Consider the following 24,982-nt stretch of genomic DNA (forward strand, 5'->3'; position numbering starts at 1 on the left):
GATGCGAGTTTGGGTCCCGGCCGCTCTTTTCGCCGGATCCCGAGGGGGTGTCGCCCCATCCGGCGCGCCTTCTTTGCCTACTTTCTTGGCAAGACAAGAAAGTAGGTCGCCTCCCCGCAGGGGAGGTGAAACTGCCTTTGACTTTAGGCTTTTGAAGTTGAAGTTGAAGTTGAAGTTAAGCAGTTAACGAGTTACAAAAAGGCCCCCCAAAAAATCAATTCTCCGCCCGAGCCGGCCGAGGCGCAGCCACAGTATTGCCCCCATCACGCATCAACGCATTGGCATCATCAATCCATTTCTGAAACCGCTCCACCGCATGTGCCTTCTGCTCCGGCGTTGTCAGGTTGGCAATAGTGACAGTCAACGCCAGTCCAGCCTCGTTATTGGCGTCATGACGCGCATTGCGCTCCCTGGTCGGCGGGTTCTGCCAGTGATCGCCATAGCGCTTGAGCATCTCGACCACCTGGGCCTTGGGCGGATGCTCGGCCTGCACCTGCCGCACCAGCGCCAGCCATTCCTGCTGGCGCTTGAGGCGTTCGGCGTAGCGCGCCTCGGCGCCTTGCACCACCGGAGCCATGGCGCGCCGGATGGCGGCTTCCTGGTCACTTGAAAAGCGCCCGTAGACCAGCCGCGCGTAGTCCATTATCTTGTCGAAGCGGGCCTCTTCGCGCGCCGCCGGGTCCGGGCGCAGGTATTCCTTGCGGTACTTGGCGTTGGCATCGGCGAATTTCTTCTCCATGCGGGCAATCTGGTCCGGGGTCAGCGTCAGCAACAGGTCGGCCACGTCGGGCGTGGAGCGGTCGAACGCTACGCGCGCCAGCCGCTGGGCGTCGTCCTGGATCTTGCCCACTGCCGCGGCGGATACCGGTTGCTGCACTTCGCTTTTGGCCTGCCGCAGCAATCCGGCGATCTCGGGCAACTGGTCCTTGCGGTGCCAGGCAAAGAAGCGGGCGATGGCATCGCGCGTCAGCGGTTCCTGGCTGGCGGTTACGTCGACGTAGTTGTCGATCCACCAGTAGGCCAGCCGGTCGCCCTGCTGGTAGCCCAGTTTCATGGCGCTGCAGGCCGTCAGGGCGAGCACGGCCGTGGCCAGGAAGAGGCGCCGGATCCGGTCCCCGCGCAGGTGGGGAAACGTCGTCAAACGGCGTAAAACGCCCATGATAGAATCCTTTTCCGCGCGTTTGGGTGCCTGTTCGCGCCCGCCATTCCGGGTCGCCGCAGGCGTTACCCCGCGCACCGGGGCTGGGGCCAGGACCCTGGCCGACGCTACGCGTCCCCGGCCATCGCGGGGGAGCGCTTCAAACGGGTTTTTGGACACACTCACTTAGGACCCTCCTTGTGAATATCGTCATTCTCGCTGCAGGCATGGGCAAACGGATGAACTCCGCGTTGCCCAAGGTACTGCATCCTCTCGCTGGCCGGCCATTGCTCGCGCATGTGATTGATACGGCGCGCAAATTGTTGCCGACGCGGCTTGTGGTGGTGGTGGGACACGGCGCCGAGCGCGTGCGCGAAGCCGTTGGCGCGGAAGACGTCGCCTTCGCCCWGCAGGCCSAGCAGCTGGGMACCGGKCACGCCGTSRYGCAGGCGCTGCCGYTGCTCGAYGACAGCCAGCCCACGCTGGTGCTTTATGGCGACGTGCCGCTGACCGAGCCGTCCACGCTGCAGCGCCTGGTGGCCGAGGCCGGCAACGGGCGCTTCGGCATCCTGACCGTAGAGATGGATGATCCCGCCGGCTACGGCCGAATCGTGCGCGAAGACGGCCGCATCGTGCRCATCGTCGAGCAAAAGGATGCCAGCGAGCAACAGCGCGCCATCCGTGAGATCAATACCGGCATCATCCTGGCGCCCACTGGCCACCTGCGCCGCTGGCTGTCCACGTTGCGCAATGACAACGCCCAGGGCGAGTATTACCTTACCGATACCGTCGAGCGCGCGGTCGCGGACGGCGTCGAGGTGGTCTCGGCACAGCCCGCCGCGCTGTGGGAAACACTTGGCGTCAACAGCAAGGTGCAACTCGCCGAGCTCGAGCGTATCCACCAGCGCAACCTGGCGCAGCGGCTGCTGGAAGCCGGCGTGACGCTGCTGGACCCGGCGCGGATCGATATCCGCGGCGAACTCACCTGCGGGCGCGACGTCACGATCGATGTCAATTGCGTGTTCGAGGGGCGGGTGCACCTCGAAGACGGCGCGCATATCGGCGCCAACTGCGTGATTCGCAACAGCACCGTGGGTGCCGGCGCACGGGTGCAACCGTTCTGTCATTTCGAGGATGCCAGCGTCGGCGCGGAAGGCCGCATCGGCCCGTACGCGCGCCTGCGCCCCGGCACGGTGCTGGCCGAGGACGTGCATATCGGCAACTTCGTCGAGGTCAAGAACAGCCAGATCGCGGCGCACAGCAAGGCCAATCACCTTGCCTATGTGGGCGACGCCACAGTTGGCTCGCGCGTCAATATTGGCGCCGGCACCATCACCTGCAACTATGATGGGGCCAACAAGTTCCGCACCGTGATCGAGGACGATGTCTTTATCGGCTCCGACACGCAACTGGTCGCCCCGGTGACCGTGCGCCGCGGAGCCACCATTGGCGCCGGCACCACGCTGACCAAGGAAGCGGCGGCCGACAAGCTGACGCTGTCGCGCGCCAAGCAAATGACCATCGATGCCTGGCAGCGGCCGGTCAAGCAAGCAAAAAAATGAGTCCCGCCGCCGACCTGCCCGGATAAGGGCGGGCGGCACGGGCAATCCTCGGGCGACGGCGCCGCCGTCCTCGCAGCAATCATCCGGTGCGGCCGTGTCCGCACCCCGTGGGAGAAGAATATGTGCGGCATCGTCGGCGCGGTTTCCTCGCGCAATATCGTTCCGGTCCTGATCGAAGGCCTGCGTCGCCTCGAATACCGCGGCTATGACTCTTGCGGCGTGGCGGTGGTGCGCGATGGCGCGCTCGAACGCGCCCGCACGGTGTCGCGCGTGGCCGACCTGGACGAGCAGACCCGCGCGTCCGGCCTGTCCGGCCTGACCGGCGTGGCGCACACGCGCTGGGCCACGCACGGCAAGCCCGACACCACCAATGCCCACCCGCACTTCTCGGGCGAAACCATCGCACTGGTGCACAACGGCATCATTGAGAACTACGAGCCGCTGCGCGAAGAGCTGCGCGCCGCCGGCTATGGTTTCGAGTCGCAGACCGATACCGAGGTCGTCGCCCACCTGATCCACCAGGTCTACACATATCCGAGCAGCGCCACGCGCGGCGACCTGTTCGCCTCGGTGCGCGCGGTGACCAAGCGCCTGCACGGCGCTTACGCCATCGCCGTGTTCTCCAAGGATCACCCTGAGCGCGTGGTCGGCGCCCGCGCCGGTTCGCCGCTGGTGGTGGCGCTGGGCGACAACGAGTCGTTCCTGGCTTCCGACGCGCTGGCCGTGGCGGGCACCGCCAACCGCATCATCTATCTGGAAGAAGGCGACGTGGTGGAGATCACCCGCGAGGGCGCCACGATCCACGACGTGCACGACCACCTGGTCGAGCGGGAAGTGCGCGTGGTCGAAACCCACGCCGCTGCCGTGGAACTGGGCCCGTACCGCCACTTCATGCAAAAGGAGATCTTCGAGCAGCCGCGCGCGCTCGGCGACACGCTGGAAGGCATCGAAGCCATCACGCCGGAACTCTTCGGCGCCAATGCGCAAAGCGTGTTCAGCGAAATCGACAACGTGCTGATCCTGGCCTGCGGTACCAGCTACTACTCGGGCTGCACCGCCAAGTACTGGCTCGAATCCGTCGCCAAGATCCCGACCCAGGTCGAGGTGGCGAGCGAGTACCGCTACCGCGAGACCGTGCCGAACCCGCGTGCGCTGGTCGTGGTGATCTCGCAGTCCGGCGAAACCGCCGACACCATGGCCGCGCTGCGCCATGCCAAGTCGCTGGGCCACACCCACACGCTGGCGGTATGCAACGTCGCCACAAGCGCCATGGTGCGCGAGACCGAGTTGCGCTTCCTCACCCGCGCCGGCACCGAGATCGGCGTGGCCTCGACCAAGGCCTTCACCACCCAGCTCGCCGCGCTGTACATGCTGACGCTGGCGCTGGCCAAGGTGCGCGGCAAGCTCACGGCCGAGGCCGAGGCCGCCGCACTGGCCAACCTGCGCCACCTCCCTGTGGCGCTGCACGGCGTGCTGGCGCTGGAGCCGCAGATCATCTCCTGGTCCGAAGACTTCGCGCGCCGCGAGAACGCGCTGTTCCTGGGCCGTGGCCTGCATTACCCGATTGCCCTCGAAGGCGCGCTCAAGCTCAAGGAAATCTCCTACATTCATGCCGAGGCTTATCCCGCCGGCGAACTCAAGCATGGCCCGCTGGCGCTGGTGACCGAGGCCATGCCCGTGGTCACGGTGGCGCCCAACGACGCCCTGCTGGAAAAGCTCAAGTCCAACATCCAGGAAGTGCGCGCCCGTGGCGGCCGGCTGTATGTGTTCGCCGACAGCGACACCCACATCCAGTCCACCGATGGCATCCAGGTGATCCGCCTGCCCGAGCACTACGGCGACCTCTCGCCGATCCTGCACGTGGTGCCGCTGCAACTGCTGGCCTACCACACGGCCTGCGCCCGCGGCACTGATGTGGACAAGCCGCGCAACCTGGCCAAGTCGGTCACGGTGGAGTAAGGGAGGCAAGCCGCGCCGCCCGGCATGGCCAGGACTGCCTGGCCGGGCCGGTGGCATCGCCGGCATTTGCAAGTGCGCTTCCATGTTGGCGGCAACGCAAGGGCGCGCGCCCGATGTGGCGCGCCTTGCCAGCCATGTTCAGATACTGCGTCCAGCATGGCCTCGGCACCCGCCGCGCGCTATCGGTGAGTTGCCTACTTTGGTATCCACCAACGTCGCGGCGGCGCGGCGCGCGCTCGCCCGCGCGCTCCAGGGCTACCGGTGTTCGGCAGAGCGGAGAAAGCTCGACGAGATTTCCCGCGTCAGAAGATCGAACGATTCCATTTCATCGTCGGACAGTCCGCCCGCGCAAACCGTCGTGCCCCAGTCTCCGCAGATCATCGCGACACAGCGGTTCTTGATCATCACGGGCGCCACCAGGATGGACCTGGCATCGGGCATCTGCTCGCGATACCAGCGCGGCACGCGGTGTGCCAATTCCTTGTCGAAGGAGTCTTCGAAGAGCAGGGGCTTGTGCGCGATGGCCGCGAAGTGAAAGATATCGGGGACAAATCCCTCTTCAAACGATAGCGCCTCCATCTTCTCGCGCATGCCTTCGCCAAATCCGACGCGCGCCCCAAAGCGTTTCGCCATCGGATTGAGCAGCATGAGAAAACAGTGCGAGAAATTCAGCGCCCGCATGGCCGATTCGAGCACCAGCGGAGCCAGTTCGGATACCGGCAGTCCGCTGCCCTCGCGCTGTACCTCAAGGAGACTCTGCTGGAGCCGCTTGAGCGCATCCTTGGGCTTGCCTGCGTTCCGGGGAGGGTTCGCATCGCCCGCATCGTCTGTATCCGGGGACTCCGCATGTGCCATGGACACGTTCAATGCCAGGGCCTGCTTCACCGCGCCTTCGACCGCGGCGGTTTGCAGGCCCAGCGCCTCCGCGTGAGTCAGGAGCAAGGCCTGGACGGCTGCCTCGGGCGCATCGCTGGCGAGCATTGCGGCGGCCCGGGCGGAAACGTCGGCGATGGCGCCCAGCCAGTCGGCATGGGATTCCAGTACGGAATCCGCATCGAAGCGCTTGCGCAGCATCGAGTTCGCGATCACGGCGGGCAGGCGCCATTTAATGGCCGCCGCCTCCGCGATATCCTCCAGGGTCACGTCAAGGACTCGCTGGCAGGCTTCGCTTTCCTGCATGGCATCTCCCTCGCACAAGGCCCGGATCTGTTCCCATTCTTCAGGAAAGTAGAAGATGAGGAGAAGGCGGCTCATGTGGTGCATCAGCGTGCAAACGACGGCCTCCTCGGCCTGTCCGATGCCTTGCGCGTTGCTGAGCGAGCGCGTGAGCTCGCCTGCGATCAGGGCCTGCTTTAGCTCGTGGGAGGCCTGGGGGCGGTTGATTGCCACGCCGGAGAAATAGTCCAGCAACTGGACCCCCAGCGTGAGATGGCTGATCGCATCGACGCCCAGGACCAGGATGGCGCGCGACACCGTCGTGACCTCGCCCCCGAAAGAGCGGTACATGGCGGAGTTGGCCAGGCGAATGACCTTTTGCGACAGGCTGAAGTCGGAGAGCACGGCAGCGGCCATCTCGCCGACGCTGATATCGCTGCTCAGCGTCTTGAATACGTTGTCGATGCAGAACTGTAGCGTGGGGAAATCCCCTTGCTGGGCCATCCGGTTCCATAGCGCATCGAAGAACTGCTTGTTTTGCATAGCGGCGTCTACTTCGAGAATACTTGCGAGCTGCCAAGGCGCAGCTTTCCGCTTTGCGTTTGTTTCACGAACTGGACCGGGCTCATTGCCTTTGCGTAGCGCCACCCCTGTACCAGCTCACACCCTTGTTCGGCCAGCAACTGGCTTTGCTCCTTTGATTCCACGCCTTCCGCGATGGCGACCAGCCCGAGTTCCCGCGCCAGGGACAACACGGCAAACACAATGGTCCTGGCGTGCGGCGAGTCCATCATGTCCGCGACGAAGCTCCTGTCGATCTTCAAAGCCGAGAGCGGGAAGCGGCGAAGGTAAGACAAGCTGGAATAGCCCGTCCCGAAGTCGTCCACCGCGAACCGGACTCCCAGGGCGCGCAGCTCCATCAGCAAGTCCTGGGCCGCTTCGGGGTCGGTCATCAGTGCGCCTTCCGTGATCTCCAGGACCAGCCGGTGCGAACTGATGCCAGCGTCCTTGATCGCCCTTCTGACGCTATCCGCGAATCCCGGGTGCCTGAACTGAACCGGCGAGACGTTGACGGATATATATCCCACATGCAGGCCCAGCGCATCCCAGCTTGCCAGCTGCGCGCAGGCGCAGCGAAGGGCCCATGCCCCAAGGTGGTTGATGAGGCCGTTATGCTCCGCAACCGGGATAAACACGCTCGGGGGGACTGGCCCCGTCGGGTGCTCCCATCGCATCAGCGCCTCGACTGCGCAGACCTCGCCTGAACCGGGCCACACGATGGGCTGATAGTGGAGAAGGAACTCGCCGTTCTGGACGGCCTCGAACATGCCCTGCTCTATCCGGAACTGTTCATCCAGGCGATGCTCAAGCTCCGGCGTGTAGACGCAATAGCGGTTCTTGCCCTGCGCCTTTGCGTCATACATGGCGAGGTCAGCGCGCTTGAGCAGTTGCGACTCGGACTGATGGGCGTGCGTGCCGAAGGTCAGTCCGAGGCTGGTGGTGACACGGATCTGGCAGCCTGCGAGATGAAAGGGCTGCCTGCAGGCATGTATCACTCTTTCAACCAGGCCGATGGCCGCCGCTTCCGATGCGATCCCGTCCAATAGCAGCACAAACTCGTCGCCGCCCAGCCGCGCGACCACATCCTTGGGGCGAACGGCGTCCAGCAGCCGCACGCTGACTTGCTTTAGCAAGGCATCGCCGAATTCATGGCCCAGCGAGTCATTCACCTTCTTGAACCCATCGAGGTCCATCAAGGCGACCGCAAACGGCGTCTTTCCCGTTCCGTCTTCGGCAAAGTAAGCGGAAATGCGCTCGCGCAGGAATGCGCGGTTGCCCACGCCGGTCAATGGGTCGCGAAAGGATGCCTCGATAAGTCGCTGTTCATTGTCAACCCAGTGCGTAATGTCGTAGCCAAACAACAACAGACAAACACCGCCGTCTTCATTTGCGTACCGGCAGACCCGGAGGTCCAGCCATCGGCTTTCGCCCACCCCGCCGGAGAACCGGATCCGGCCGCGCTGCCAGGAACCCTCTTGTTCGCAGGCCAGGAGCAGCTCGGCGAGCTGTTCGCGTTGTTCGAACGAGACCACATCCAGTATCGAGGACTTGAGCAGGTATTCCCGGGGAAAGGCCAGCAACTGAGCCGATGCTTCCGTTGCCAGCATGATGTAGCCCGTGACATCGATTTGCAGGGCAAGTCCGCCTGTGGCTTCGAGCAGCGCCCAGGCGTCGCGCGCCGATACATCGGCCGACGAGGGCGTGCTCCGGTCGGATGCTGGCCATCCAGGAGGCTCGTCCGCTAGCACAGCATCATACGTAAACGACGTCATGGAGCTCTTGTTGAAATCCAGGCTGGATTGAGAATCCCGATAATTAAACGCCGCCGGCGCGGCTTGGTGCCGCCATGCCGGGCATTGGTCTTTGTCACGTGCGCGGCCGTCCCTGCCTTTAAAGTGATTTTAAGTGCATGTTGACCATACAACGCATGTCAGTTTAACGCTTAACCGCGACGGCGCATTGTCTCAAATGCGTTGGGGAATTGGAGATCGCGTTGCCGTGGCCGGCGCCGCGCCGGCCACAACCCGCCGGGCCCGTGTTTTCCGGGCAAGACGGGCCACGTGAACCCCTATGGACTGGTGCCTTAGAATGCGGGACAAACAACATCGGAGACCGTGCATGCTGTGGAAATCGACCCCGTCCCTGAAAGACCTCCAGGCCCGTCACAAGGACACCGCCGTCGAGCAACTGGGTATCGAGTTCACCGAGATCGGCGAGGCGTCGCTCAGTGCGCGCATGCCGGTGGACCGCCGCACCGTGCAGCCGCATGGCATCCTGCATGGCGGGGCTTCGGTGCTGCTGGCCGAGACGCTGGGCAGTTGCGCCGCCAGCCTGTGCCTGGATAGCGCAACGCAATACTGCGTAGGGCTCGATATCAATGCGAACCATGTGCGCGCGGCGCGAACCGGCTATGTGACCGGCACCGCCACCCCGGTCCATATCGGCCGCACCACCCATGTGTGGGCCATCGACATTCGCAACGACGAAGGCAAGACGGTGTGCGTCTCGCGAATCACCATGTCGATTCTTTCGCGCTGAAAGCCGGCCGGTCGGGTGCCGTGCAGAGTTTTTTATTTCCGGCTACACTGCGCCCCGCACTGTAGCGGATGCCAATCGAGGCATCCCGGCAGCGGCGGGGTGGCAGAGTGGTTATGCTACGGTCTGCAAAGCCGTACACGGCGGTTCGATTCCGTTCCCCCGCCTCCAGCAAGGCCCTGATTTTTCAGGGCTTTTGTTTTTTCTGTTGATATCGGGTTCCACCGGAAGGCGATTGCCGACGGTCCGGTCGAACTCGCCGGAAGCAATTCCCAAAACCCGCGGAAGTCCCTTCAGGCATCCATGCCGCGCGCGCAGAAGCGCAACCTCCGCGCGCCGGCTCAGGATCCGCTCCCCCTGTCTCTCCCGGCATGACGCACACAAACGAGCGCCGCATTCGGCGAATCAGATACGCGTTATGCCGTTTGCCCGGCTGGAACATGTCGCCCGAATCATGTAGTGTGAAGTCAACGCAGTCCATCCATGACAACCTCCGCCATCGTGCGTGGCGGGGAGATAAATGCAATGACAAGAGATCTGCGTCTTCGCGTCGCACAACCGGCCGATTGGCCGGCGATCGCGGAAGTCCTTGAAACCTGTGGCCTCGCCAGCGACGATCTCGATCCCTCGCTGGCGTTGTTCCATATTGCCCTGCTCGACGGCGCGATCGTCGGTTGCGCCGCCGCCGAAGGCTATGGGGAAACCATTGTCGTGCGTTCGGTCGCCGTGCTGCCGCCCTACCGCGATCATGGCATCGCCTCCCATATGGTTTCCGCCGTGCTGATGCGCGCGCGCGCCAACGGCTGTACGCGCGCCGTGCTGCTGAGCGCCACTTGCCCAAGCTACTTTGCCCGCTACGGGTTCTCTCTGATCTCGGCGGATCGCCTGGCGCCCGAAGTGCGCGCCTCGCGCGAGTTCCGGCGCCAGGAGGGGACGTTGCCGCTGTGCATGTGCTGCGAGCTGAAATGACCTGCATGACGTATCGATGAACCAGCCGAGCCAGACAAACCAGACAAAGCAGACAAGACCAGAGCCTTTCGGATACCTGGTCTATATCGGCCGTTTCGAGCCCTTCCACAATGGCCATTTCGCCATGCTGCGCCAGGCGCTGGCACAGGCCCGCACGGTGATCGTGGTGCTGGGTTCGGCGGGCGGGGCCCGTACCGTGAAAAATCCGTTCACCGCCGGCGAGCGCCGCCAGATGATCGAGGGCGCGGTGGCCGGATGGGATGCCGCGCGTGTTGCCGATCTGCGCTTCGTGGCGGTGCGGGACTATGGCGAGAGCGTGCGCTGGACGGCTGCGGTGCGCGCGGCAGTGGACGCCGTGCCGGACGTCCAGCCGGCATTGGCGGCGGCTGCGCAAGATGCCCCGCGCGTCGGCCTGTTCGGGCATTTCAAGGGCGCGTCTTCGGGTTATCTCAATGACTTTCCCGGCTGGGACCTGGTGCCGCAGCCAGGCTTCGGGCAGTTCAATGCGGCCGACGTGCGCCAGCAGTGGTTCGAGCAGCAGGGCGAACTGGGCGAACTGGTGCATGTACTGCCGCCGCCGGTTGCCGCCTTCCTGCGCGAGTTTGCCGCGGGCGGGGCCTTCGCGACCTTGCTGGCGGAATATCGCTTCCTGCAGGACCACAAGATGCGGTGGGCAGCCGCGCCCTATCCGCCGGTGTTCGTGACCGTGGATGCCGTGGTGCGCTGCTGTGGCCAGGTGCTGCTGATCCGCCGTGGCGGACAGCCGGGCCGTGGCGCATGGGCGCTGCCCGGCGGCTTCCTCGATCAGCATGAACGCGTGGCGGATGCGGTCCTGCGTGAACTCGACGAGGAAACGCGCTTCGGCTTGCCGAAGGCGGCGCTGCAGCAATCGTGCCGCGCCCAGGCGCTGTTCGATCACCCCGAGCGCAGCCTGCGCGGACGCACGCTGACCCACGCCTTCTTCTTCGACCTGACGCTCGATGCGCTGCCCGCGGTGGCCGCGGCCGACGACGCGGCCGCGGTGCGCTGGGTGCCGCAGCACGAACTGCTGGCGCTGGAGGAGCAGATGTTCGAGGACCACTTGCTGATCCTCGATCGCTTCCTGCATCTGTTCGACGGCGAGGCGCGGCCAGCAGGCTGATTCGCCTTGTGGCGGGACGCCCGCCGGATCGCCGGATGGCCTGGTGGCCGCCGAGGCAAGCCTGCGCCAGCGCGCCGGCGGGACCGTTCGCCACCACGCGGCCTGCCTCCATCACATGGCCGCGATCGGCCAGCGCCGGGGCAGCCAGCAGCCAAAAGCATGCCTAGTGGCTGATCATCCAGGGCCGTCCGGCCGGCTTTCCTTTCGGCGCATTCGCCGCCGCGCCGGGCGCCCCGGCCAGCGTCACCTTGCTCCCACAGCAACCACAACCCGGCCCATGCCCGCCGCGCGCCGATTCGCGCGGCGCGGCGGCGCTGCGCTCGTTGATGGCATGCGCCCGGCGCGATGCCGCCGGCATGCTGGCCAGCGATGGCGCGGCAACCAGGGCGCGGTCGGCGAAGCCGCCGCAGGCAGGGCAGGCGCATGGTTCGTCGCGTCGCGCGATGGGACGCATGGCGGCGAAATCGCCGCAGCCCGGGCAGCGGTAATCGTAGGTTGGCATCTGGCAGTCTCCGTGTCTCGAATGTTCCCGGGCGCGCCGTGGTGCGAGGGCACGCCCGGCAGTGCCGTCAAACGTCCGGCGAAATCGGCAGGTCCACATCGCCCGTGATGTGCTTCACGGGCCCTTGCGCGCTCGGCCGGATATCGAAATCGAAGATCTGAGTCGGCAGCCACAGCGTGGCGCAGGCATTGGGAACATCGACCACGCCGCTGATATGCCCCTGCACCGGCGCCGTGCCCAGGATCGAGTACGCCTGCGCCCGCGAGTAGCCGAACCTGGTCATGTACTCGATGGCGTTCAGGCAGGCCTGGCGGTAAGCCACATGCACATCCAGGTAATGCTGCTGGCCGGCCTCGTCCACCGAGATGCCTTCGAAGATCAGGTAGTCGTTGTAGTTCGGCGTGATCGGGCTGGGTTTGAAGATGGGATTCCTGATGCCGTACTTGGCCATGCCGCCCTTGATCAGGGACACGCGCATATGCACCCAGCCGGCCATTTCGATGGCGCCGCAGAAGGTGATTTCGCCATCGCCTTGCGAGAAGTGCAGGTCGCCAACCGACAGGCCAGCGCCGTCGACATAGACGGGGAAATACACCTTGGCGCCGCGCGAGAGGTCCTTGATGTCGCAGTTGCCGCCATGTTCGCGCGGCGGCACGGTGCGTGCGCCGTGCGCCGCGGCCTGGTCGCGCGCATCGCCCTGCAGGCGGCCCATGTGCGCCGTGGCGGCGAAGGGCGGGTTGGCCAGCGCCGGCACGCGATCGGGGTCGGTGGCGATGAAGTCGATCTCGCGTTTGTTCCAGGTCTCCAGCAGCGATTTGTCCGGCATGCAGCCGATCAGCCCAGGGTGGATCAGGCCGGCGAAGTTGACGCCGGGTATATGGCGCGACGACGTGTAGAGACCGTGGAAATCCCAGATGGATTTCTGCGCGAGCGGGAAGTGGTCGGTCAGGAAGCCGCCGCCGTTTTGCTTGGAGAAGAAACCATTGAAGCCCCACTGGCTCTCCGCCTTGGCACCGATGTCGAGCAGGTCCACCACCAGCAGGTCGCCGGGCTCGGCGCCTTCCACGCCGACGGGGCCGCTCAGGAAGTGAACGATGGACAGGTCGATGTCRCGCACRTCGTCGGCSGAGTCGTTGTTCTTGATGAAGCCGCCGGTCCAGTCGTAGGTTTCCAGGATGAAGTCGTCGCCGGGCCTGACCCATGCGGCCATCGGGATGTCCGGGTGCCAGCGGTTGTGGACATTGGGATTCTCGTACGGGGATTCGGCCAGATCGACCTTGATCAGGGTGTCCGTCATGACATGCCTCCTGGTGGGTGTTGGGCGTGAAGAAATCGTGGAAGAAATCGAAAAAAAGGCGCTGCCGGCTAGACCGAAAGCAATTGCCGGATGCGCTCGACGTCGGTGCCGTTGCGCTGGGTCTCGTGCACGAAGCGGCCGCCTTCGATCACCAGCAGGCGGTCCGCCACATCGAGCGCGAAGCTGAGCACCTGCTCGGAGAAGACGATAGTGATATCGCGCGTGCGGCGGATCTCGTTGAGCGCGCGTGCGATGTCCTTGATGATCGATGGCTGGATGCCCTCGGTGGGTTCGTCCAGCAGCAGCACCTTGGGATTGGCCACCAGCGCGCGCGCTATCGCCAGTTGCTGCTGCTGCCCCCCGGAGAGGTTGCCGCCCTTGCGCCGGCGCATCTCGAACAGCACCGGGAACATGGCGAAGATTTCCTCGGGGATGCGGCGGCTCTTGCCTTGCTCCATGCCGGTCAGGATGTTCTCTTCCACCGTGAGGTGGGAGAAGATCATGCGGCCCTGCGGCACATAGGCCAGGCCCGCGCGCACGCGCCTGTAGCTTTCGTCCTGCGCGACGTCTCGCCCGTCCACGCAGACCTGTCCGGAGCGCACCGGCAACATGCCGATCATGGCCTTGAACAGCGTGGTCTTTCCCATGCCGTTGCGGCCCATGATGGCTACCGTCTCGCCTTGCGCGGCAGCGAACGACACGCCGTGCAGCGCTTCGCTTTGTCCGTAGTTCACGACCACGTTGTCGACTGTGAGCATGCTGGTCTCCCTGGGCTCAGTGGCCAAGATAAACGTCGATCACGCGCGGATCGTTCTGCACCTGCTCCATCGAGCCTTCGGCGAGGATCTTGCCCTGGTGCATCACCGTGACCTTGTCGGCGATGCGCTTGACGAAATCCATGTCGTGCTCGATCACGATCACCGCGCGGCCGCGGCTGATGCGCTTGAGCAGTTCCGCGGTCTGCTCGCGCTCGCGCACGCTCATGCCGGCGATGGGCTCGTCGAGCATCAGCAGTTGTGGCTCCTGCATCAGCAGCATGCCGATCTCCAGCCATTGTTTCTGCCMGTGCGAGAGTTGCGCGGCCTCGCGCTCCAGCGCATCGGCCAGGCCGATCTCGTCGGCCACGCCGGCCACGCGCTGGCGCACCTCGGGCGTGGTGCGGAACGTGAGCGCGCCCAGCACGCCACGGCCGCGCGGGAACGAAACCGCGAGGTTCTGGAACACGCTGAGGTTCTCGTAGATCGAAGGAGTCTGGAACTTGCGGYCCACCCCGGCGCGCACGATCTGGTATTCGGGCAGGCCGGTCATCTCGCGGTTGCGGAACTTGATACTGCCGCCGGTGGCGCGGGTCTTGCCGCACACGAGATCGAGCAGCGTGGTCTTGCCGGCGCCGTTGGGGCCGATGATCACGCGCAGCTCGTCGCGATCGACATACAGCGTGAGCTTGTCGATGGCCCGGAAGCCGTCGAAGGAAACGGTCAGGTCTTCCACCGCCAGCATGAAATCGGTATTGCTCATGGCGTCTTCCTCGCTTTGGACGGATGGCTTCAGGCGGTACGGCCGGGAATCCCTTCGGCGGGCGGCGTCGGTACTGCGGGCGAAGTCGCCTCCACAGCCGGGTCGGCGGGATCGGACGGGCTGCCGATGGTCCGGCGGCGCGACATGTACTTGCTGTAGAGGCCGGCCAGCCCGTCGGGAAAGGCCACCACCACGCCGATGAACAGCGCCGCCATCAGGAACAGCCACAGGTCGGGAAAGCTCTCGGAGAAATACGTCTTGCCGAAATTGACCAGCAGCGTGCCCCACACCGCGCCCACCAGGCTCATGCGCCCGCCCACGGCGGCAAAGATCACCATTTCGATGGAGGGCACGATGCCGACGAAGGACGGTGACATAAAGCCCACCTGCAGCGTGAACAGCGCACCGCCCACCGCCGACAGCGCGGCGGCCAGGCAGAACACGAAGACCTTGAACATGGCCACGTCGTAGCCGGAGAAGCGCACGCGGTCTTCCTTGTCGCGCATCGCCAGCAACAGCACGCCGAGCTTGCTGCGCTGGATCCCGCGGCACACGGCGATGGCGCCGAACAGCAGCGCCACGTTGGCGAAGTACAGGATCACTTTGGCGCCGTCGCTGCGGATGTCCCAGCCCAGCATGGTCTTGAGGTCGGTGATGCCGTTGACGCCGCCGGTATAGCCCTGTTGGCCGATGATCAGCACCGAGAGGATCAGCGCCACCGCCTGCGTGATGATGGCGAAGTACACCCCGCCCACGCGCCGGCGGAACATGGCGAAGCTGACGATAAAGGCCAGCGCCACCGGAATCGCGATCACGCCGGCCAGCGCAAATGGCAGGTGGCGGAACGGCTCCCACCACCACGGCAGCGCGGTGAGCTGGTTCCAGTCCATGAAGTCGGGGATGCCGGGCGTGGACTGGATCGCGGTGCTCTTCGCGTCGGACGCTTCGAGTTTGAGGAACATCGCCATGGCGTAGCCGCCCAGGCCGAAGAACACGCCCTGGCCAAGGCTCAGCACGCCGCCGTAGCCCCACAGCATGACCAGGCCAATGGCGACGAAGGCGTAGCTCAGGTACTTGCCGATCAGGTTGAGCCGGAACACGTCGAGCGCCAGCGGCATGACGACAAGGAGCGCCACGGCCAGCACAAGGTAGCCGGCGAATTCGCCGCGCAACAGGCGGGCGGTGGAAGAGGAGGGCGACATCACAAGCTCCTGTGCAGGTTTGGTGAGTGGCGGCGCAGCGGCGTCTTCAGCGCCGCACTGCCGGCGCGAACAGGCCTTGCGGACGGATCATCAGGATCGTCACGATCAGCAGCAGCGTCAGCACGCGCGCCATCGACCCGGTGAGGAAGAACTCGCTGATCGATTGCGCCTGGGCAATGCCGAATGCCGATGCCACCGTGCCGAGCAGGCTGGCCGCGCCGCCGAAGGTGACCACCAGGAAGGAGTCGACGATGTAGAGCGAGCCGCTGGTGGGGCCGGTGGAGCCGATGGTGGTGAAGGCCGCCCCCGCCACGCCGGCGATGCCGCAGCCGATCGCGAAGGTGAGCCGGTCGGTTCGCCGCGTATTGATGCCGGCCGCGTTGGCCATGGCGCGGTTAAGGGTGGTGGCGCGTACCCGCAGCCCCCAGCGCGAGCGATACAGCGCCAGCCACACCATGCCCGTGACGAACAGTGTCAGCGCCATCACGAACATGCCGTTGATGGGGATATCCAGCCCCGGCGCCGGCGCCCACGAGCCCATCAGCCATTCGGGCAGCGTGGGGCTGACCTCCTTCGGGCCGAAGGTGGAGCGGAAGGTTTGCTGCATGCCCAGCGACAGGCCCCAGGTGGCGAGCAATGTGTCGAGCGGGCGGCGATAGAGATGGCGGATCAGTGCCCACTCGGCCAGCCAGCCGGCACAGAACGCCAGCGCAAAAGCGGCGCCGATGGCCAGAGGAAAGTAGAAGGGCATCCACGACGGCGCGAGGCGCTCGGTCAGCGTGGACGCCAGGAAGATGGTGTAGGCGCCGATGGTCATGAACTCGCCATGCGCCATGTTGATCACGCCCATCTGGCCGAAGATGATGGCCAGGCCCAGCGCCATCAGCAGCAGTACCGAGAACAGGCTCAGGCCGGCAAAGCCCTGCATCAGGCCGATATTCAGCATGTCGGATAGATTCATGTCGCGCTCCTCCATCGGGGAGAAGAAAGGGTGCCGGCAGCGCAAATCGAAGCTGGCGAGAAGCGCCAGTGCCGCTTGCGATGCCCGACGGTGCTTGCTCCCTCTCCCCTCGGGAGCAGAGGGTTGGGGAGAGGGGGGCAAACCGGTGGTCAGTCAACCCGCTTACTGGTAGCCCTTCGGGAACGGATTGGGCGGAATCAGCGAAGGCGATTCGGCTACCACCTTGAACTGCCCGTCGAGCTGCGCCAGGCCCACGCGCGTCTTGCTCCACAGGTGGTGGTTGGGGTCGACCTTCACATAGCCCTCCGGCGCGGTCTTCAGCTCGATGCCGGGGGAGGAGGCCACCACCTTGTCGATATCGAAGCTGCCCGCTTTCTCCACCGCGGCCTTCCACAGCCAGGGGCCGAGATAGGCCGCCTGCGTGACGTCGCCGATCACCGACTTCCCGCCGTACTTGCTCTTGAAGGCATCCACGAAAGACTTGTTGTTGGGATTGTCGAGCGACTGAAAGTACTTCATGGCGGCGTAGAAACCGGCGATGTTCTCGCCGCCGATGCCGAGCACTTCATCCTCGGTCACCGAGATGGTCAGCAGGAATTGCTTGTCCGCCGTAATGCCAGCGGCCTTGAGCTGCTTGTAGAAGGCCACGTTGGAGCCACCCACCACGATGGCGTAGATGCAGTCCGGCTTGGCGATCTTGATCTTGTTGATCAGCGAGTTGAAGTTGGTGTGGCCAAGCGGGTAGTACTCCTCGCCCACCACCTTGAGCTTCTGGAAGTTCTCGATATGCTTGCGCGCGATCTTGTTGGAAGTGCGTGGCCAGATGTAGTCCGAGCCGATCAGGAAGAAACTCTTGGCGCCTTTCTGCCTGGCCGCCCAGTCCAGGCCCCAGATGATCTGCTGCGTGGCTTCCTGGCCGGTGTAGATGACGTTCTTCGACTGCTCCAGCCCTTCATAGAAGGTCGGGTAGTAGAGCAGGCCATTCTCCTTCTCGAAGATCGGCAGAACCGCCTTGCGCGAGGCGGAGGTCCAGCAGCCGAACACGGCCGCCACGCGGTCGTTGACCAGCAGCTTCTTGGACTTCTCGGCGAAGGTGGGCCAGTCGGAGGCGCCGTCTTCCTTGATGACCTTGATCTTGCGCCCGAGGATGCCGCCCGCCGCGTTGATCTGGTCGATGGCCAGTTGTTCGGCCTGGATCGAGCCGGTCTCGGAGATTGCCATGGTGCCGGTGGCGGAGTGCAACTGGCCCACGGTGACTTCGGTGTCGGTGACGGCCAGCCTGGTGGTGTTCGCTACCGAGGTAGGCACCGCGGCGCGCGCCTGGCCGCTCAGGCCGGCCATGCCCGCAAGAGACAGGGCCGGCAGCGCGGCGAGGCCCTGCATCATGCGGCGCCGCTGCGGCGAGACGGCATCGGCATCTTGGGAGGGAGGGGAACCGTTCGTTTCTTTGTCACGCATGATTGACGCTCCTTGGAGGCGTGGTGAGGTAGGACGGCATTGGCCACGCACGTTGACCGAATACGTTGACCGCATACGATGGCCGGATAGGCAATGAATCACCCTGTGGCCGGATCATGGTGCAGTGCAACCGCGCCTTCCATACGTCATTCAACGTAGGCGCATGCGCAGCCCGGCTGCGCTACGATTCGCGCGCCGCGATGCATCGTGGTGCACGGCACGGCTCTTGCATCTGCCCGGCACGACCCACGCGAGCGTCTTCTGGAGTCCCGACCCCCATGCCAGCCGCCAGCCAGCCCGTACAGCGCATCAGCAAGATCCGGCGCGACTACAACCGCTGGGTGGCAGACGAGACGCTGGAGGACTACGCGCTGCGTTTTGCACCAAGGACGTTCCGCAAATGGAGCGCCTTTCGCGTGGCCAATACCGCTTTTGGTGCGGTGGCCTTCCTGGCGCTGGAAGCCATCGGCGCGGCCATCACGCTGAGCTATGGCTTTACCAACGCCATGTGGGCTATCGGCATGGTCAGCCTGGCGATCTTCCTGACCGGGCTGCCGATCTCCTATTACGCGGCCCGTCACGGCGTGGACATGGACCTGCTGGCGCGCGGCGCCGGCTTCGGCTACCTCGGGTCGACCATCACCTCGCTGATCTACGCCAGCTTCACGTTTATCTTTTTCGCGCTGGAAGCGGCCATCATGGCGCAGGCCTTTGAACTGTTGTTCGGGCTGCCGCGATCATTGGGCTATCTGCTGTCGGCCATCGTGGTGATCCCGCTGGTCACGCACGGGGTGACGCTGATCTCGCGCATCCAGCTGTGGACGCAGCCGCTGTGGCTATTGCTGCTGGTGCTGCCGTATGCGGTGATCTGGTGGCGCGAGCCCGGGCTCTACACCGATTTCCTTTCCTTCAACGGGCGGCTGGCGGAAGGCGACGGCTTCTCGTGGCACGCCTTCGGCGCCGCGGCCACGGTCACGTCCGCGCTGATCGCGCAGATCGGCGAGCAGGTGGATTTCCTGCGCTTCATGCCGGAACTCACGCCGCGCAACCGCTGGCGCTGGTGGAGCGCGCTGATCGCCGCCGGGCCCGGATGGATCGTGCTGGGCGCGGCCAAGATGGCGGGCGGTGCGCTTCTCGCCTTCGTCGCGCTGCAGGCCGAGGTGCCGATCGCACACGCGCTGGAGCCCACCCAGATGTACCTGGCGGGCTTCTCGCGCGCGCTCGGGGGTGCGTGGCCGGGCTGGGCGGCGGTGGTGCTGACCGGCCTCTTCGTGTTGCTCTCGCAAACCAAGATCAACATCACCAACGCCTACGCCGGCTCGCTGGCATGGTCGAACGTGTTCGCACGGCTCACGCACAGCCATCCGGGCCGGGTGGTGTGGCTGGCCTTCAATGTGCTGATCGCGGTGATGCTGATGGCCATGGGCGTGTTCGAGGCGCTGGAGCAGGTGCTGGCGCTCTACGCGCACCTGGCCGTGGCGTGGGTCGGCGCCATTGTCGGCGACCTGGTCATCAGCAAGCCGCTCGGGCTGTCGCCGCGCACCATCGAGTTCCGCCGCGCTTACCTGTTCGATATCAACCCTGCCGGCTTCGGCGCGATGATGCTGGCGTCGGCGGGATCGATGCTGGTGCACCTGGGCGCGTTCGGCGAGACGCTGCGGCCGGCTTCGATCGGGGTGGGGCTGGTGCTGGCCATCGTGATCCCGCCGGTGATCGCCTTCGCTACCCAGAGCCGCTATTTCATCGCGCGCTCGCCGGTGGACTTCGGCCCGCGGCACAAGGTGGTCCGCTGCACCATCTGCCGCAATCCCTTCGAAGTGGAGGACGTAGCAGCTTGCCCCGCGTATCGCGGCCCGATCTGCTCGCTGTGCTGCACGCTGGACGCGCGCTGCGGCGACCGCTGCAAGCCCGGCGCCAGCGCGCAGGAGCAGATCGTCACCGCGCTCACGCGCGTGCTGCCGGCCGGCACGCCGCCGGTGATGGCGCGCCGCATCGGCCAGTTCTGCCTGGTGCTGGCGGGCATGGTGTTCGTGTTCGGCACCTTCCTGTGGCTGCTGTACACGCAGGAGCAATTGTCGGGCGCGCTGGCGGCGGCCACGTTGCCGCGCGCCGGGCTGTTCCTCAAGATCTTTGCCGGGTTGCTGCTGTTCGCGGCGGTGGCGGCGTGGTGGCTGGTGCTGGCCAACGAAAGCCGGGGCGTGGCGCAGGAAGAATCGGAGCGGCAGAACATGCTGCTGCAAAAGGAAATCGACGCGCACCGCCATACCGATGCCTTGCTGCAGGGCGCGAAGGAAGTCGCGGAGAAGGCCAACGTGGCCAAGAGCCGCTTCATCACCGGCATGAGCCACGAGATGCGCGCGGGGCTGAATTCGATCCTCGGCTATTCGCAACTGCTGTTGCGCGCGGGGCCGCTGCCGCCGGCATTGCGCGAAGACGTACGCACCATCGGGCGTGCCGGCGAGCATCTCTCCAGTCTGGTCGATGGCCTGCTGGAACTGTCGCGCATCGAGGCCGGCAAGCTGCGCCTGGCGCAGGAAGCCTTGGCGCTGGAAGGCCTGTTCGATGAACTGGTGCGCATGTTCCGCCCGCTTGCCGCGGCGCGCGGGCTGGCCTTCCATTACCGCGTGGAAGGCGTGCTGCCTGCGTACGTGCACGGCGATCCCAAGCGGCTGCGGCAGATCGTCATCAATCTGGTCAGCAACGCCATCAAGTTCACGGAGCAGGGTGCGGTGACGCTCGCCGTGCGCCACCAGCGCGAGATGGCCACCATCGTGGTGAGCGATACCGGTCCGGGCATCGACGCGGCCGACCAGGAGCGCATCTTCGACCCGTTCGAGCGGGCCTGTGGCCACGACGACCGCGACGGCATCGGCCTGGGGCTGGCCATCGTGCGGCTGCTGGCCGACCTGATGGGCGGCGAGATCCGCGTGCGCAGCGCGTCCGGTGCCGGCAGCGAGTTCACGGCACGGCTGTACCTGCCCGCCGTGACGGCGCCGGTGGCGCGCCGGGTGCCCGCGCAGCGCACCCGCCTGCCGGCCGATGCGCGGGTGCTGGTGGTGGACGACCGCGCCGCGCATCGCGCGGTGCTGCTCGGCTTCCTGGCGCCGCTGGGGCTGGCGGTGGATGAGGTGGGGGAGGGCGCGGCGGTACTGCCGGCGGTGCAGCGCTTGCGGCCGCAACTGGTGCTGCTGGACCTCAACCTGCCCGATGCGTCCGGCTGGGACCTGTGCCGCCTGCTGCGCGCGCGGGAACGTCCGCCGCTGGTCGTGATCGTCTCCGCCAATGCGCACGAGAACACCGAGGAAGCGCGTGCCACGCACGGCTATTTTGCTTTCGTCAGCAAGCCGGTGCGCGAGGTGGAACTGATCGAGGTGGTCCGGCGCGCGCTGGCGAGCGCGGTGCAGCATGAGAGCAAGGCCGCCGCCGTACACGCGCTGCCATCGGCCGAGCTGCTGCGCGAGCTGCTGCTGCTCGGCGCCACCGGGCGGCAGCGCGCGCTGGAGGCGCAGCTTTCCGAGCTGGCCGAAGGCGCGGACGCTGCCGCCGCATGGGCGGCCCGCATGCTTGCACTGGCACGCAGCGATGGCGCTGCACTGACTCACTCACTTGGCGAGGCGCTTCATGAATCCCGCTCCTGACCTGCAGACCCGCGTACTGGTGGTGGACGACAATGCCGACGCGCGCGGCTTCCTCACGCGCGCCCTGGGCGGCGAGGCCATGGCGGTGCATGCCGCGCACAGCGGCGACGCCGCGCTCGATGCGCTGGCGCTCTTCGAGCCCGACGCGGTGCTGCTCGACGTGGACATGCCGGGCATGGACGGCTTTGCCACCTGCGCGGCGCTGATGGACCGCCATGCCGACCTGCCGGTGATCTTCATGACAGGGCTGGGCGAGACCGGGCATATCGTGCGCGGATTCGAGGTGGGCGCGTGCGACTACGTGACCAAGCCGGTGGCGATTGCCGAGGTGGTGGCGCGGGTGCGCTCGCATGCCGCCAAGGCGCGCCTGGCGCGCAGCGCGCGCGCGGCCGTGCTGGGCAGCGCGGTGGCGATGCTGGCGGCCGATACCGCTGGCCAGCTGATGTGGATGAACACCAGCGCCGCGGCCTTGATGCAGGCGCAGGGCTGGGTGGCCTGCCTGCCCGGCGCGCCGTTGCCGGCGCCGCTGGTGGCAGCGCTGCGGGCGCTGCAGGAGGATGTGGCCGCGCCGGGCTTGCTGCCGGGCGGGTTGTCCCTGCGCCGGCTGACAGGCGCGACGGCGGGCGTGATGGTGGTGGAACTCGCCGCGCATCCGGTGCACGCGGCCACGAGCGCGCCGCCATCGGAACTGACGCCGCGCGAGGCCGAGGTGATGGTCTGGGTGGCGCGCGGCAAGACCAACCGCGACGTGGCCGAGATCCTCGGCATGAGCCCGCGCACCGTCAACAAGCATCTCGAACACATCTACGAGAAGCTCGGGGTGGAAACCCGCACGGCGGCCGTGGCGGCCGCGCAGCGCGGGCTGGCGTAGTGCGTCAGTGGGTCATGCGTGCCGGTGCGCCGCGGTGGCGCCGTCATGATCGCAGCGGTGGATCTCCACCGTCACGTGCACCAGTTCTTCGTGGACCGACAGCGCCTGCCTGACGCGCGCGGGTGTCAGCGCGGCGTCGTGCGTGACCAGGCTGGCGATGACGGCGAATTTCTGCTTGCCCACGCGCCATACGTGCAGGTCCGTCACGCGCGTGCCTTCGGGGCCCTGGTCGAAGCCGGCCAGCACCTCGCGCACTTCCTCCACCACCGGGTGATCCATCTCGCGGTCGAGCAGCACCGTGCCGGTCTGCCTGAGCAGGCCCAGTGCCCAGTGGCCGACCAGCGCGGCGCCCACCAGCCCCATCACCGGGTCGAGCCAGCCCAGGCCGAGCCACCAGCCGCCGGCCAGCGCCAGCACCGCCAGCACCGAGGTGGCGGCGTCGGCCAGCACGTGGAGGTAGGCGGAGCGCAGGTTGAGGTCGTGATGTTTGCCGTGATCGTGCCCGTGATCATGGGCGTGGTCGTGGCCGTGGCCGTGGCCGTGATCATGATGGGCGCCACCGAGGATCAGCGCGCAGCCGAGGTTGACCAGCAATCCGACGATGGTCACCGCCATGGCTTCGCGGTAGTGGATGGCCTGCGGGCTGAACAGCCGCTCGACCGAGCCGAACACCATCAGCGCGGCCACGCCGAGCAGGAAGATCGCGCTGGCAAAGCCGGCCAGCACTTCGATCTTCCACGCGCCGAAGGCAAAGCGCTTGTCCGCGGCATAGCGGCGCGCCGCGGCGTAGGCGAAGGCGGTGAGCCCGATCGCCAGCGCGTGCGAGCTCATGTGCCAGCCGTCGGCCAGCAAGGCCATCGAGTTGAACCACAGGCCGGCGGCGATTTCGGCGACCATGGTGACGGCGGTGATCAGCATCACCAGGCGGGTGCCACGCTCGGCGGCGCGGTTGCCGGTGTCGAATACGTGGCTGTGGGTCCAGCGGGACAGGTCGTTGCTATGCATGGCTTTCCTTGGGGGTGTCGCAAGGGTATCAGTCCCGGCGTTGCAAAGCCGCCTCATCCCTGACGGCGGTGTGGGTTGCTGACACAAGTCTCTGCTATCTTATGCGCCCGACCTGCCGCTGGCGAACCATCCCAAGAACCGCACTCATGCAAGCAACTAGCACCACGCCAGACGCCGTCGCCCCCGCCGCCATTACCTTGCGCCAGGCCTTCTGGTACTGGCTCAAGCTGGGCTTTATCAGCTTCGGCGGGCCCGCCGGGCAGATCGCCATCATGCATGAGGACCTGGTCGAGCGGCGCCGCTGGATCTCCGAGAGCCGCTTCCTGCACGCGCTCAACTACTGCATGGTGCTGCCCGGCCCGGAAGCGCAGCAACTGGCGACCTATATCGGCTGGCTGATGCACCGCACCTGGGGCGGGGTGATCGCCGGCGGGCTGTTCGTGCTGCCTTCGCTGCTGATCCTGATGCTGCTGTCGTGGATCTACATGCGCTTTGGCGAGGTGCCGGCGGTGGCGGGCGTGCTGTACGGCATCAAGCCGGCGGTGACGGCCATCGTGGTGTCCGCCGCCTGGCGGATCGGCTCGCGGGCGCTGAAGAACAGCTGGCTGTGGGCGATCGCGGCGGCCTCGTTCGTCGCGATCTTCGCGCTCGGGTTGCCGTTCCCCGCCATTGTGCTGGCCGCGGGCGTGATCGGCCATGTGGGCGGCCGGTTCGCGCCGGCGCGCTTCACCAGCGGCGGCGGGCATGGCGCGGGCAAGGCCGGCTTCGGGCCCGCGTTGCTGGACGACCACACGCCCACGCCGGCGCATGCCGTTTTCACCTGGAAGCGATTCGCGCGGGTGCTGGCGGTTTTCCTGGCGATCTGGGCCCTGGCGACCGGCGCGCTGGCATGGCGCTACGGCTGGCAGGGCACGCTGACGCAAATGGGCTGGTTTTTCACCAAGGCCGCGCTGATGACTTTCGGCGGCGCCTATGCGGTGCTGCCGTACGTCTACCAGGGCGCGGTCGAGCATTACCACTGGCTTACCGCGCCGCAGATGATCGACGGGCTGGCGCTGGGGGAAACCACGCCCGGACCGCTCATCATGGTGGTGGCCTTCGTTGGCTTTGTCGGCGGCTGGACGCATACCGTGCTCGGCGCCGATGCGGCGGTGGCATCGGCCATGGCGGCGGCAACGGTGGTGACCTTCTTCACCTTCCTGCCGTCCTTCCTGTTCATCCTGCTGGGCGGCCCGTTCGTGGAAAGCACGCACGGCAACCTGAAGTTCACCGCGCCGCTGACCGCCATCACGGCGGCGGTGGTGGGCGTGATCGTCAACCTGGCGGTGTTCTTCGCCTATCACGTGCTGTGGCMCGCCGGGCTGCACGGGCGCTTCGACTGGCCTTCGGCCCTGATCGGGCTGGCCGCGGCGGTGGCGCTGTTCCGCTTCAAGGCCGGGGTGATCCCCGTCATCCTCGCTTGCGGCGCCGCCGGGCTGGCGCTGGCATTCCTGCGCGGCTAGCGGCGGGC

General features: G+C 66.1%; 19 protein-coding genes and 1 tRNA gene. 9 read left to right on the forward strand and 11 right to left on the reverse strand.

Going from position 1 to position 24,982, the window contains the following annotated elements; translation table 11 throughout:
- Window positions 1-214 precede the first annotated feature (214 nt).
- Window positions 215-1,159 (reverse strand): DUF6279 family lipoprotein, encoded by a 945-nt coding sequence (locus AC1DN0_RS13420; RefSeq protein WP_441635671.1) that lies wholly within the window; start codon window positions 1,157-1,159, stop codon window positions 215-217.
- A gap of 179 nt (window positions 1,160-1,338) precedes the next feature.
- On the opposite strand from AC1DN0_RS13420, the gene glmU reads away from it, so the two are divergent.
- Together glmU and glmS are read left to right on the forward strand one after the other, a co-directional pair.
- On the forward strand, window positions 1,339-2,700 hold the full coding sequence (glmU, locus tag AC1DN0_RS13425) for a bifunctional UDP-N-acetylglucosamine diphosphorylase/glucosamine-1-phosphate N-acetyltransferase GlmU (RefSeq protein ID WP_477145777.1): 1,362 nt from the start codon (window positions 1,339-1,341) through the stop codon (window positions 2,698-2,700).
- 120 nt (window positions 2,701-2,820) lie between these two features.
- A complete protein-coding gene (glmS, locus tag AC1DN0_RS13430) occupies window positions 2,821-4,659 on the forward strand; it encodes a glutamine--fructose-6-phosphate transaminase (isomerizing) (RefSeq protein WP_441635668.1) in 1,839 nt (612 codons plus the stop codon).
- A 255-nt stretch (window positions 4,660-4,914) separates the two neighbouring features.
- On the opposite strand, the gene AC1DN0_RS13435 is transcribed toward glmS, so the two are convergent.
- Window positions 4,915-6,357: an HDOD domain-containing protein gene (locus AC1DN0_RS13435; RefSeq protein WP_441635666.1), complete on the reverse strand. Its 1,443-nt coding sequence runs from the start codon at window positions 6,355-6,357 to the stop codon at window positions 4,915-4,917.
- A gap of 8 nt (window positions 6,358-6,365) precedes the next feature.
- A complete protein-coding gene (locus AC1DN0_RS13440; protein WP_441635664.1) occupies window positions 6,366-8,147 on the reverse strand; it encodes a putative bifunctional diguanylate cyclase/phosphodiesterase in 1,782 nt (593 codons plus the stop codon).
- Window positions 8,148-8,493: 346 nt separating this feature from the next.
- Between AC1DN0_RS13440 and AC1DN0_RS13445 the strand changes: the two genes are divergently transcribed.
- The 4 genes from AC1DN0_RS13445 to AC1DN0_RS13460 all read left to right on the forward strand — a co-directional run bounded on the left by AC1DN0_RS13445 (window position 8,494) and on the right by AC1DN0_RS13460 (window position 11,020).
- Entirely contained in the window at window positions 8,494-8,913 is a 420-nt protein-coding gene (locus tag AC1DN0_RS13445) for a hotdog fold thioesterase (protein WP_045236150.1), read from the forward strand.
- A gap of 93 nt (window positions 8,914-9,006) precedes the next feature.
- A tRNA-Cys gene (locus AC1DN0_RS13450) sits at window positions 9,007-9,081 on the forward strand.
- A 354-nt stretch (window positions 9,082-9,435) separates the two neighbouring features.
- Complete coding sequence (locus AC1DN0_RS13455; RefSeq protein ID WP_441635662.1) at window positions 9,436-9,879, forward strand: GNAT family N-acetyltransferase; 444 nt, start codon at window positions 9,436-9,438, stop codon at window positions 9,877-9,879.
- Between the two features lie 16 nt (window positions 9,880-9,895).
- The gene (locus AC1DN0_RS13460; protein ID WP_441635661.1) at window positions 9,896-11,020 is read left to right on the forward strand and encodes a bifunctional nicotinamide-nucleotide adenylyltransferase/Nudix hydroxylase; all 1,125 of its coding nucleotides are present in this window, start codon (window positions 9,896-9,898) and stop codon (window positions 11,018-11,020) included.
- Between the two features lie 163 nt (window positions 11,021-11,183).
- Here the strand turns inward: AC1DN0_RS13460 and AC1DN0_RS13465 are convergent, their stop codons facing one another.
- From AC1DN0_RS13465 to urtA, 7 genes are all read right to left on the reverse strand, one after another.
- Complete coding sequence (locus AC1DN0_RS13465; protein ID WP_441635659.1) at window positions 11,184-11,522, reverse strand: FmdB family zinc ribbon protein; 339 nt, start codon at window positions 11,520-11,522, stop codon at window positions 11,184-11,186.
- A 67-nt stretch (window positions 11,523-11,589) separates the two neighbouring features.
- Entirely contained in the window at window positions 11,590-12,819 is a 1,230-nt protein-coding gene (gene fmdA, locus AC1DN0_RS13470) for a formamidase (RefSeq protein WP_035869950.1), read from the reverse strand.
- 68 nt (window positions 12,820-12,887) lie between these two features.
- Window positions 12,888-13,577: an urea ABC transporter ATP-binding subunit UrtE gene (gene urtE / locus AC1DN0_RS13475; protein ID WP_276287593.1), complete on the reverse strand. Its 690-nt coding sequence runs from the start codon at window positions 13,575-13,577 to the stop codon at window positions 12,888-12,890.
- 16 nt (window positions 13,578-13,593) lie between these two features.
- The gene (gene urtD, locus AC1DN0_RS13480; RefSeq protein ID WP_477145778.1) at window positions 13,594-14,337 is read right to left on the reverse strand and encodes an urea ABC transporter ATP-binding protein UrtD; all 744 of its coding nucleotides are present in this window, start codon (window positions 14,335-14,337) and stop codon (window positions 13,594-13,596) included.
- A 29-nt stretch (window positions 14,338-14,366) separates the two neighbouring features.
- Window positions 14,367-15,539 carry an urea ABC transporter permease subunit UrtC gene (gene urtC / locus AC1DN0_RS13485; RefSeq protein ID WP_441635654.1) on the reverse strand — a complete coding sequence of 391 codons (1,173 nt, stop codon included), beginning with the start codon at window positions 15,537-15,539 and terminating at the stop codon, window positions 14,367-14,369.
- 46 nt (window positions 15,540-15,585) lie between these two features.
- Complete coding sequence (gene urtB / locus AC1DN0_RS13490; protein ID WP_441635652.1) at window positions 15,586-16,500, reverse strand: urea ABC transporter permease subunit UrtB; 915 nt, start codon at window positions 16,498-16,500, stop codon at window positions 15,586-15,588.
- 162 nt (window positions 16,501-16,662) lie between these two features.
- Window positions 16,663-17,958 (reverse strand): urea ABC transporter substrate-binding protein, encoded by a 1,296-nt coding sequence (gene urtA, locus AC1DN0_RS13495; protein ID WP_441635650.1) that lies wholly within the window; start codon window positions 17,956-17,958, stop codon window positions 16,663-16,665.
- A gap of 278 nt (window positions 17,959-18,236) precedes the next feature.
- On the opposite strand from urtA, the gene AC1DN0_RS13500 reads away from it, so the two are divergent.
- Window positions 18,237-21,596, forward strand: coding sequence for a hybrid sensor histidine kinase/response regulator (locus AC1DN0_RS13500; RefSeq protein ID WP_477103634.1), 3,360 nt, complete (start codon window positions 18,237-18,239; stop codon window positions 21,594-21,596).
- On the forward strand, window positions 21,580-22,467 hold the full coding sequence (locus AC1DN0_RS13505) for a response regulator (protein WP_441630655.1): 888 nt from the start codon (window positions 21,580-21,582) through the stop codon (window positions 22,465-22,467). The genes AC1DN0_RS13500 and AC1DN0_RS13505 overlap by 17 nt, the downstream gene beginning before the upstream one ends.
- Window positions 22,468-22,479: 12 nt before the next feature.
- Here AC1DN0_RS13505 and dmeF read toward each other — a convergent pair whose 3' ends face one another.
- On the reverse strand, window positions 22,480-23,472 hold the full coding sequence (dmeF, locus tag AC1DN0_RS13510; RefSeq protein ID WP_441630657.1) for a CDF family Co(II)/Ni(II) efflux transporter DmeF: 993 nt from the start codon (window positions 23,470-23,472) through the stop codon (window positions 22,480-22,482).
- Between the two features lie 146 nt (window positions 23,473-23,618).
- On the opposite strand from dmeF, the gene chrA reads away from it, so the two are divergent.
- Window positions 23,619-24,974 (forward strand): chromate efflux transporter, encoded by a 1,356-nt coding sequence (chrA, locus tag AC1DN0_RS13515; protein ID WP_477145779.1) that lies wholly within the window; start codon window positions 23,619-23,621, stop codon window positions 24,972-24,974.
- Window positions 24,975-24,982 lie beyond the last annotated feature (8 nt).

The sequence above is a fragment of the Cupriavidus sp. 05N39 genome (genome assembly GCF_056397325.1).

Coding starts and splice junctions, on each gene's coding strand:
- urtE (WP_276287593.1), bottom strand. CDS start 13,577: ATGCTCACAGTCGACAACGTGGTCGTGAACTACGGACAAAGCGAAGCG.
- AC1DN0_RS13455 (WP_441635662.1), top strand. CDS start 9,436: ATGACAAGAGATCTGCGTCTTCGCGTCGCACAACCGGCCGATTGGCCG.
- urtA (WP_441635650.1), bottom strand. CDS start 17,958: ATGCGTGACAAAGAAACGAACGGTTCCCCTCCCTCCCAAGATGCCGAT.
- AC1DN0_RS13445 (WP_045236150.1), top strand. CDS start 8,494: ATGCTGTGGAAATCGACCCCGTCCCTGAAAGACCTCCAGGCCCGTCAC.
- AC1DN0_RS13505 (WP_441630655.1), top strand. CDS start 21,580: ATGAATCCCGCTCCTGACCTGCAGACCCGCGTACTGGTGGTGGACGAC.
- urtC (WP_441635654.1), bottom strand. CDS start 15,539: ATGTCGCCCTCCTCTTCCACCGCCCGCCTGTTGCGCGGCGAATTCGCC.
- AC1DN0_RS13435 (WP_441635666.1), bottom strand. CDS start 6,357: ATGCAAAACAAGCAGTTCTTCGATGCGCTATGGAACCGGATGGCCCAG.
- AC1DN0_RS13440 (WP_441635664.1), bottom strand. CDS start 8,147: ATGACGTCGTTTACGTATGATGCTGTGCTAGCGGACGAGCCTCCTGGA.
- glmS (WP_441635668.1), top strand. CDS start 2,821: ATGTGCGGCATCGTCGGCGCGGTTTCCTCGCGCAATATCGTTCCGGTC.
- AC1DN0_RS13500 (WP_477103634.1), top strand. CDS start 18,237: ATGCCAGCCGCCAGCCAGCCCGTACAGCGCATCAGCAAGATCCGGCGC.
- AC1DN0_RS13465 (WP_441635659.1), bottom strand. CDS start 11,522: ATGCCAACCTACGATTACCGCTGCCCGGGCTGCGGCGATTTCGCCGCC.
- urtB (WP_441635652.1), bottom strand. CDS start 16,500: ATGAATCTATCCGACATGCTGAATATCGGCCTGATGCAGGGCTTTGCC.
- dmeF (WP_441630657.1), bottom strand. CDS start 23,472: ATGCATAGCAACGACCTGTCCCGCTGGACCCACAGCCACGTATTCGAC.
- AC1DN0_RS13460 (WP_441635661.1), top strand. CDS start 9,896: ATGAACCAGCCGAGCCAGACAAACCAGACAAAGCAGACAAGACCAGAG.
- AC1DN0_RS13420 (WP_441635671.1), bottom strand. CDS start 1,159: ATGGGCGTTTTACGCCGTTTGACGACGTTTCCCCACCTGCGCGGGGAC.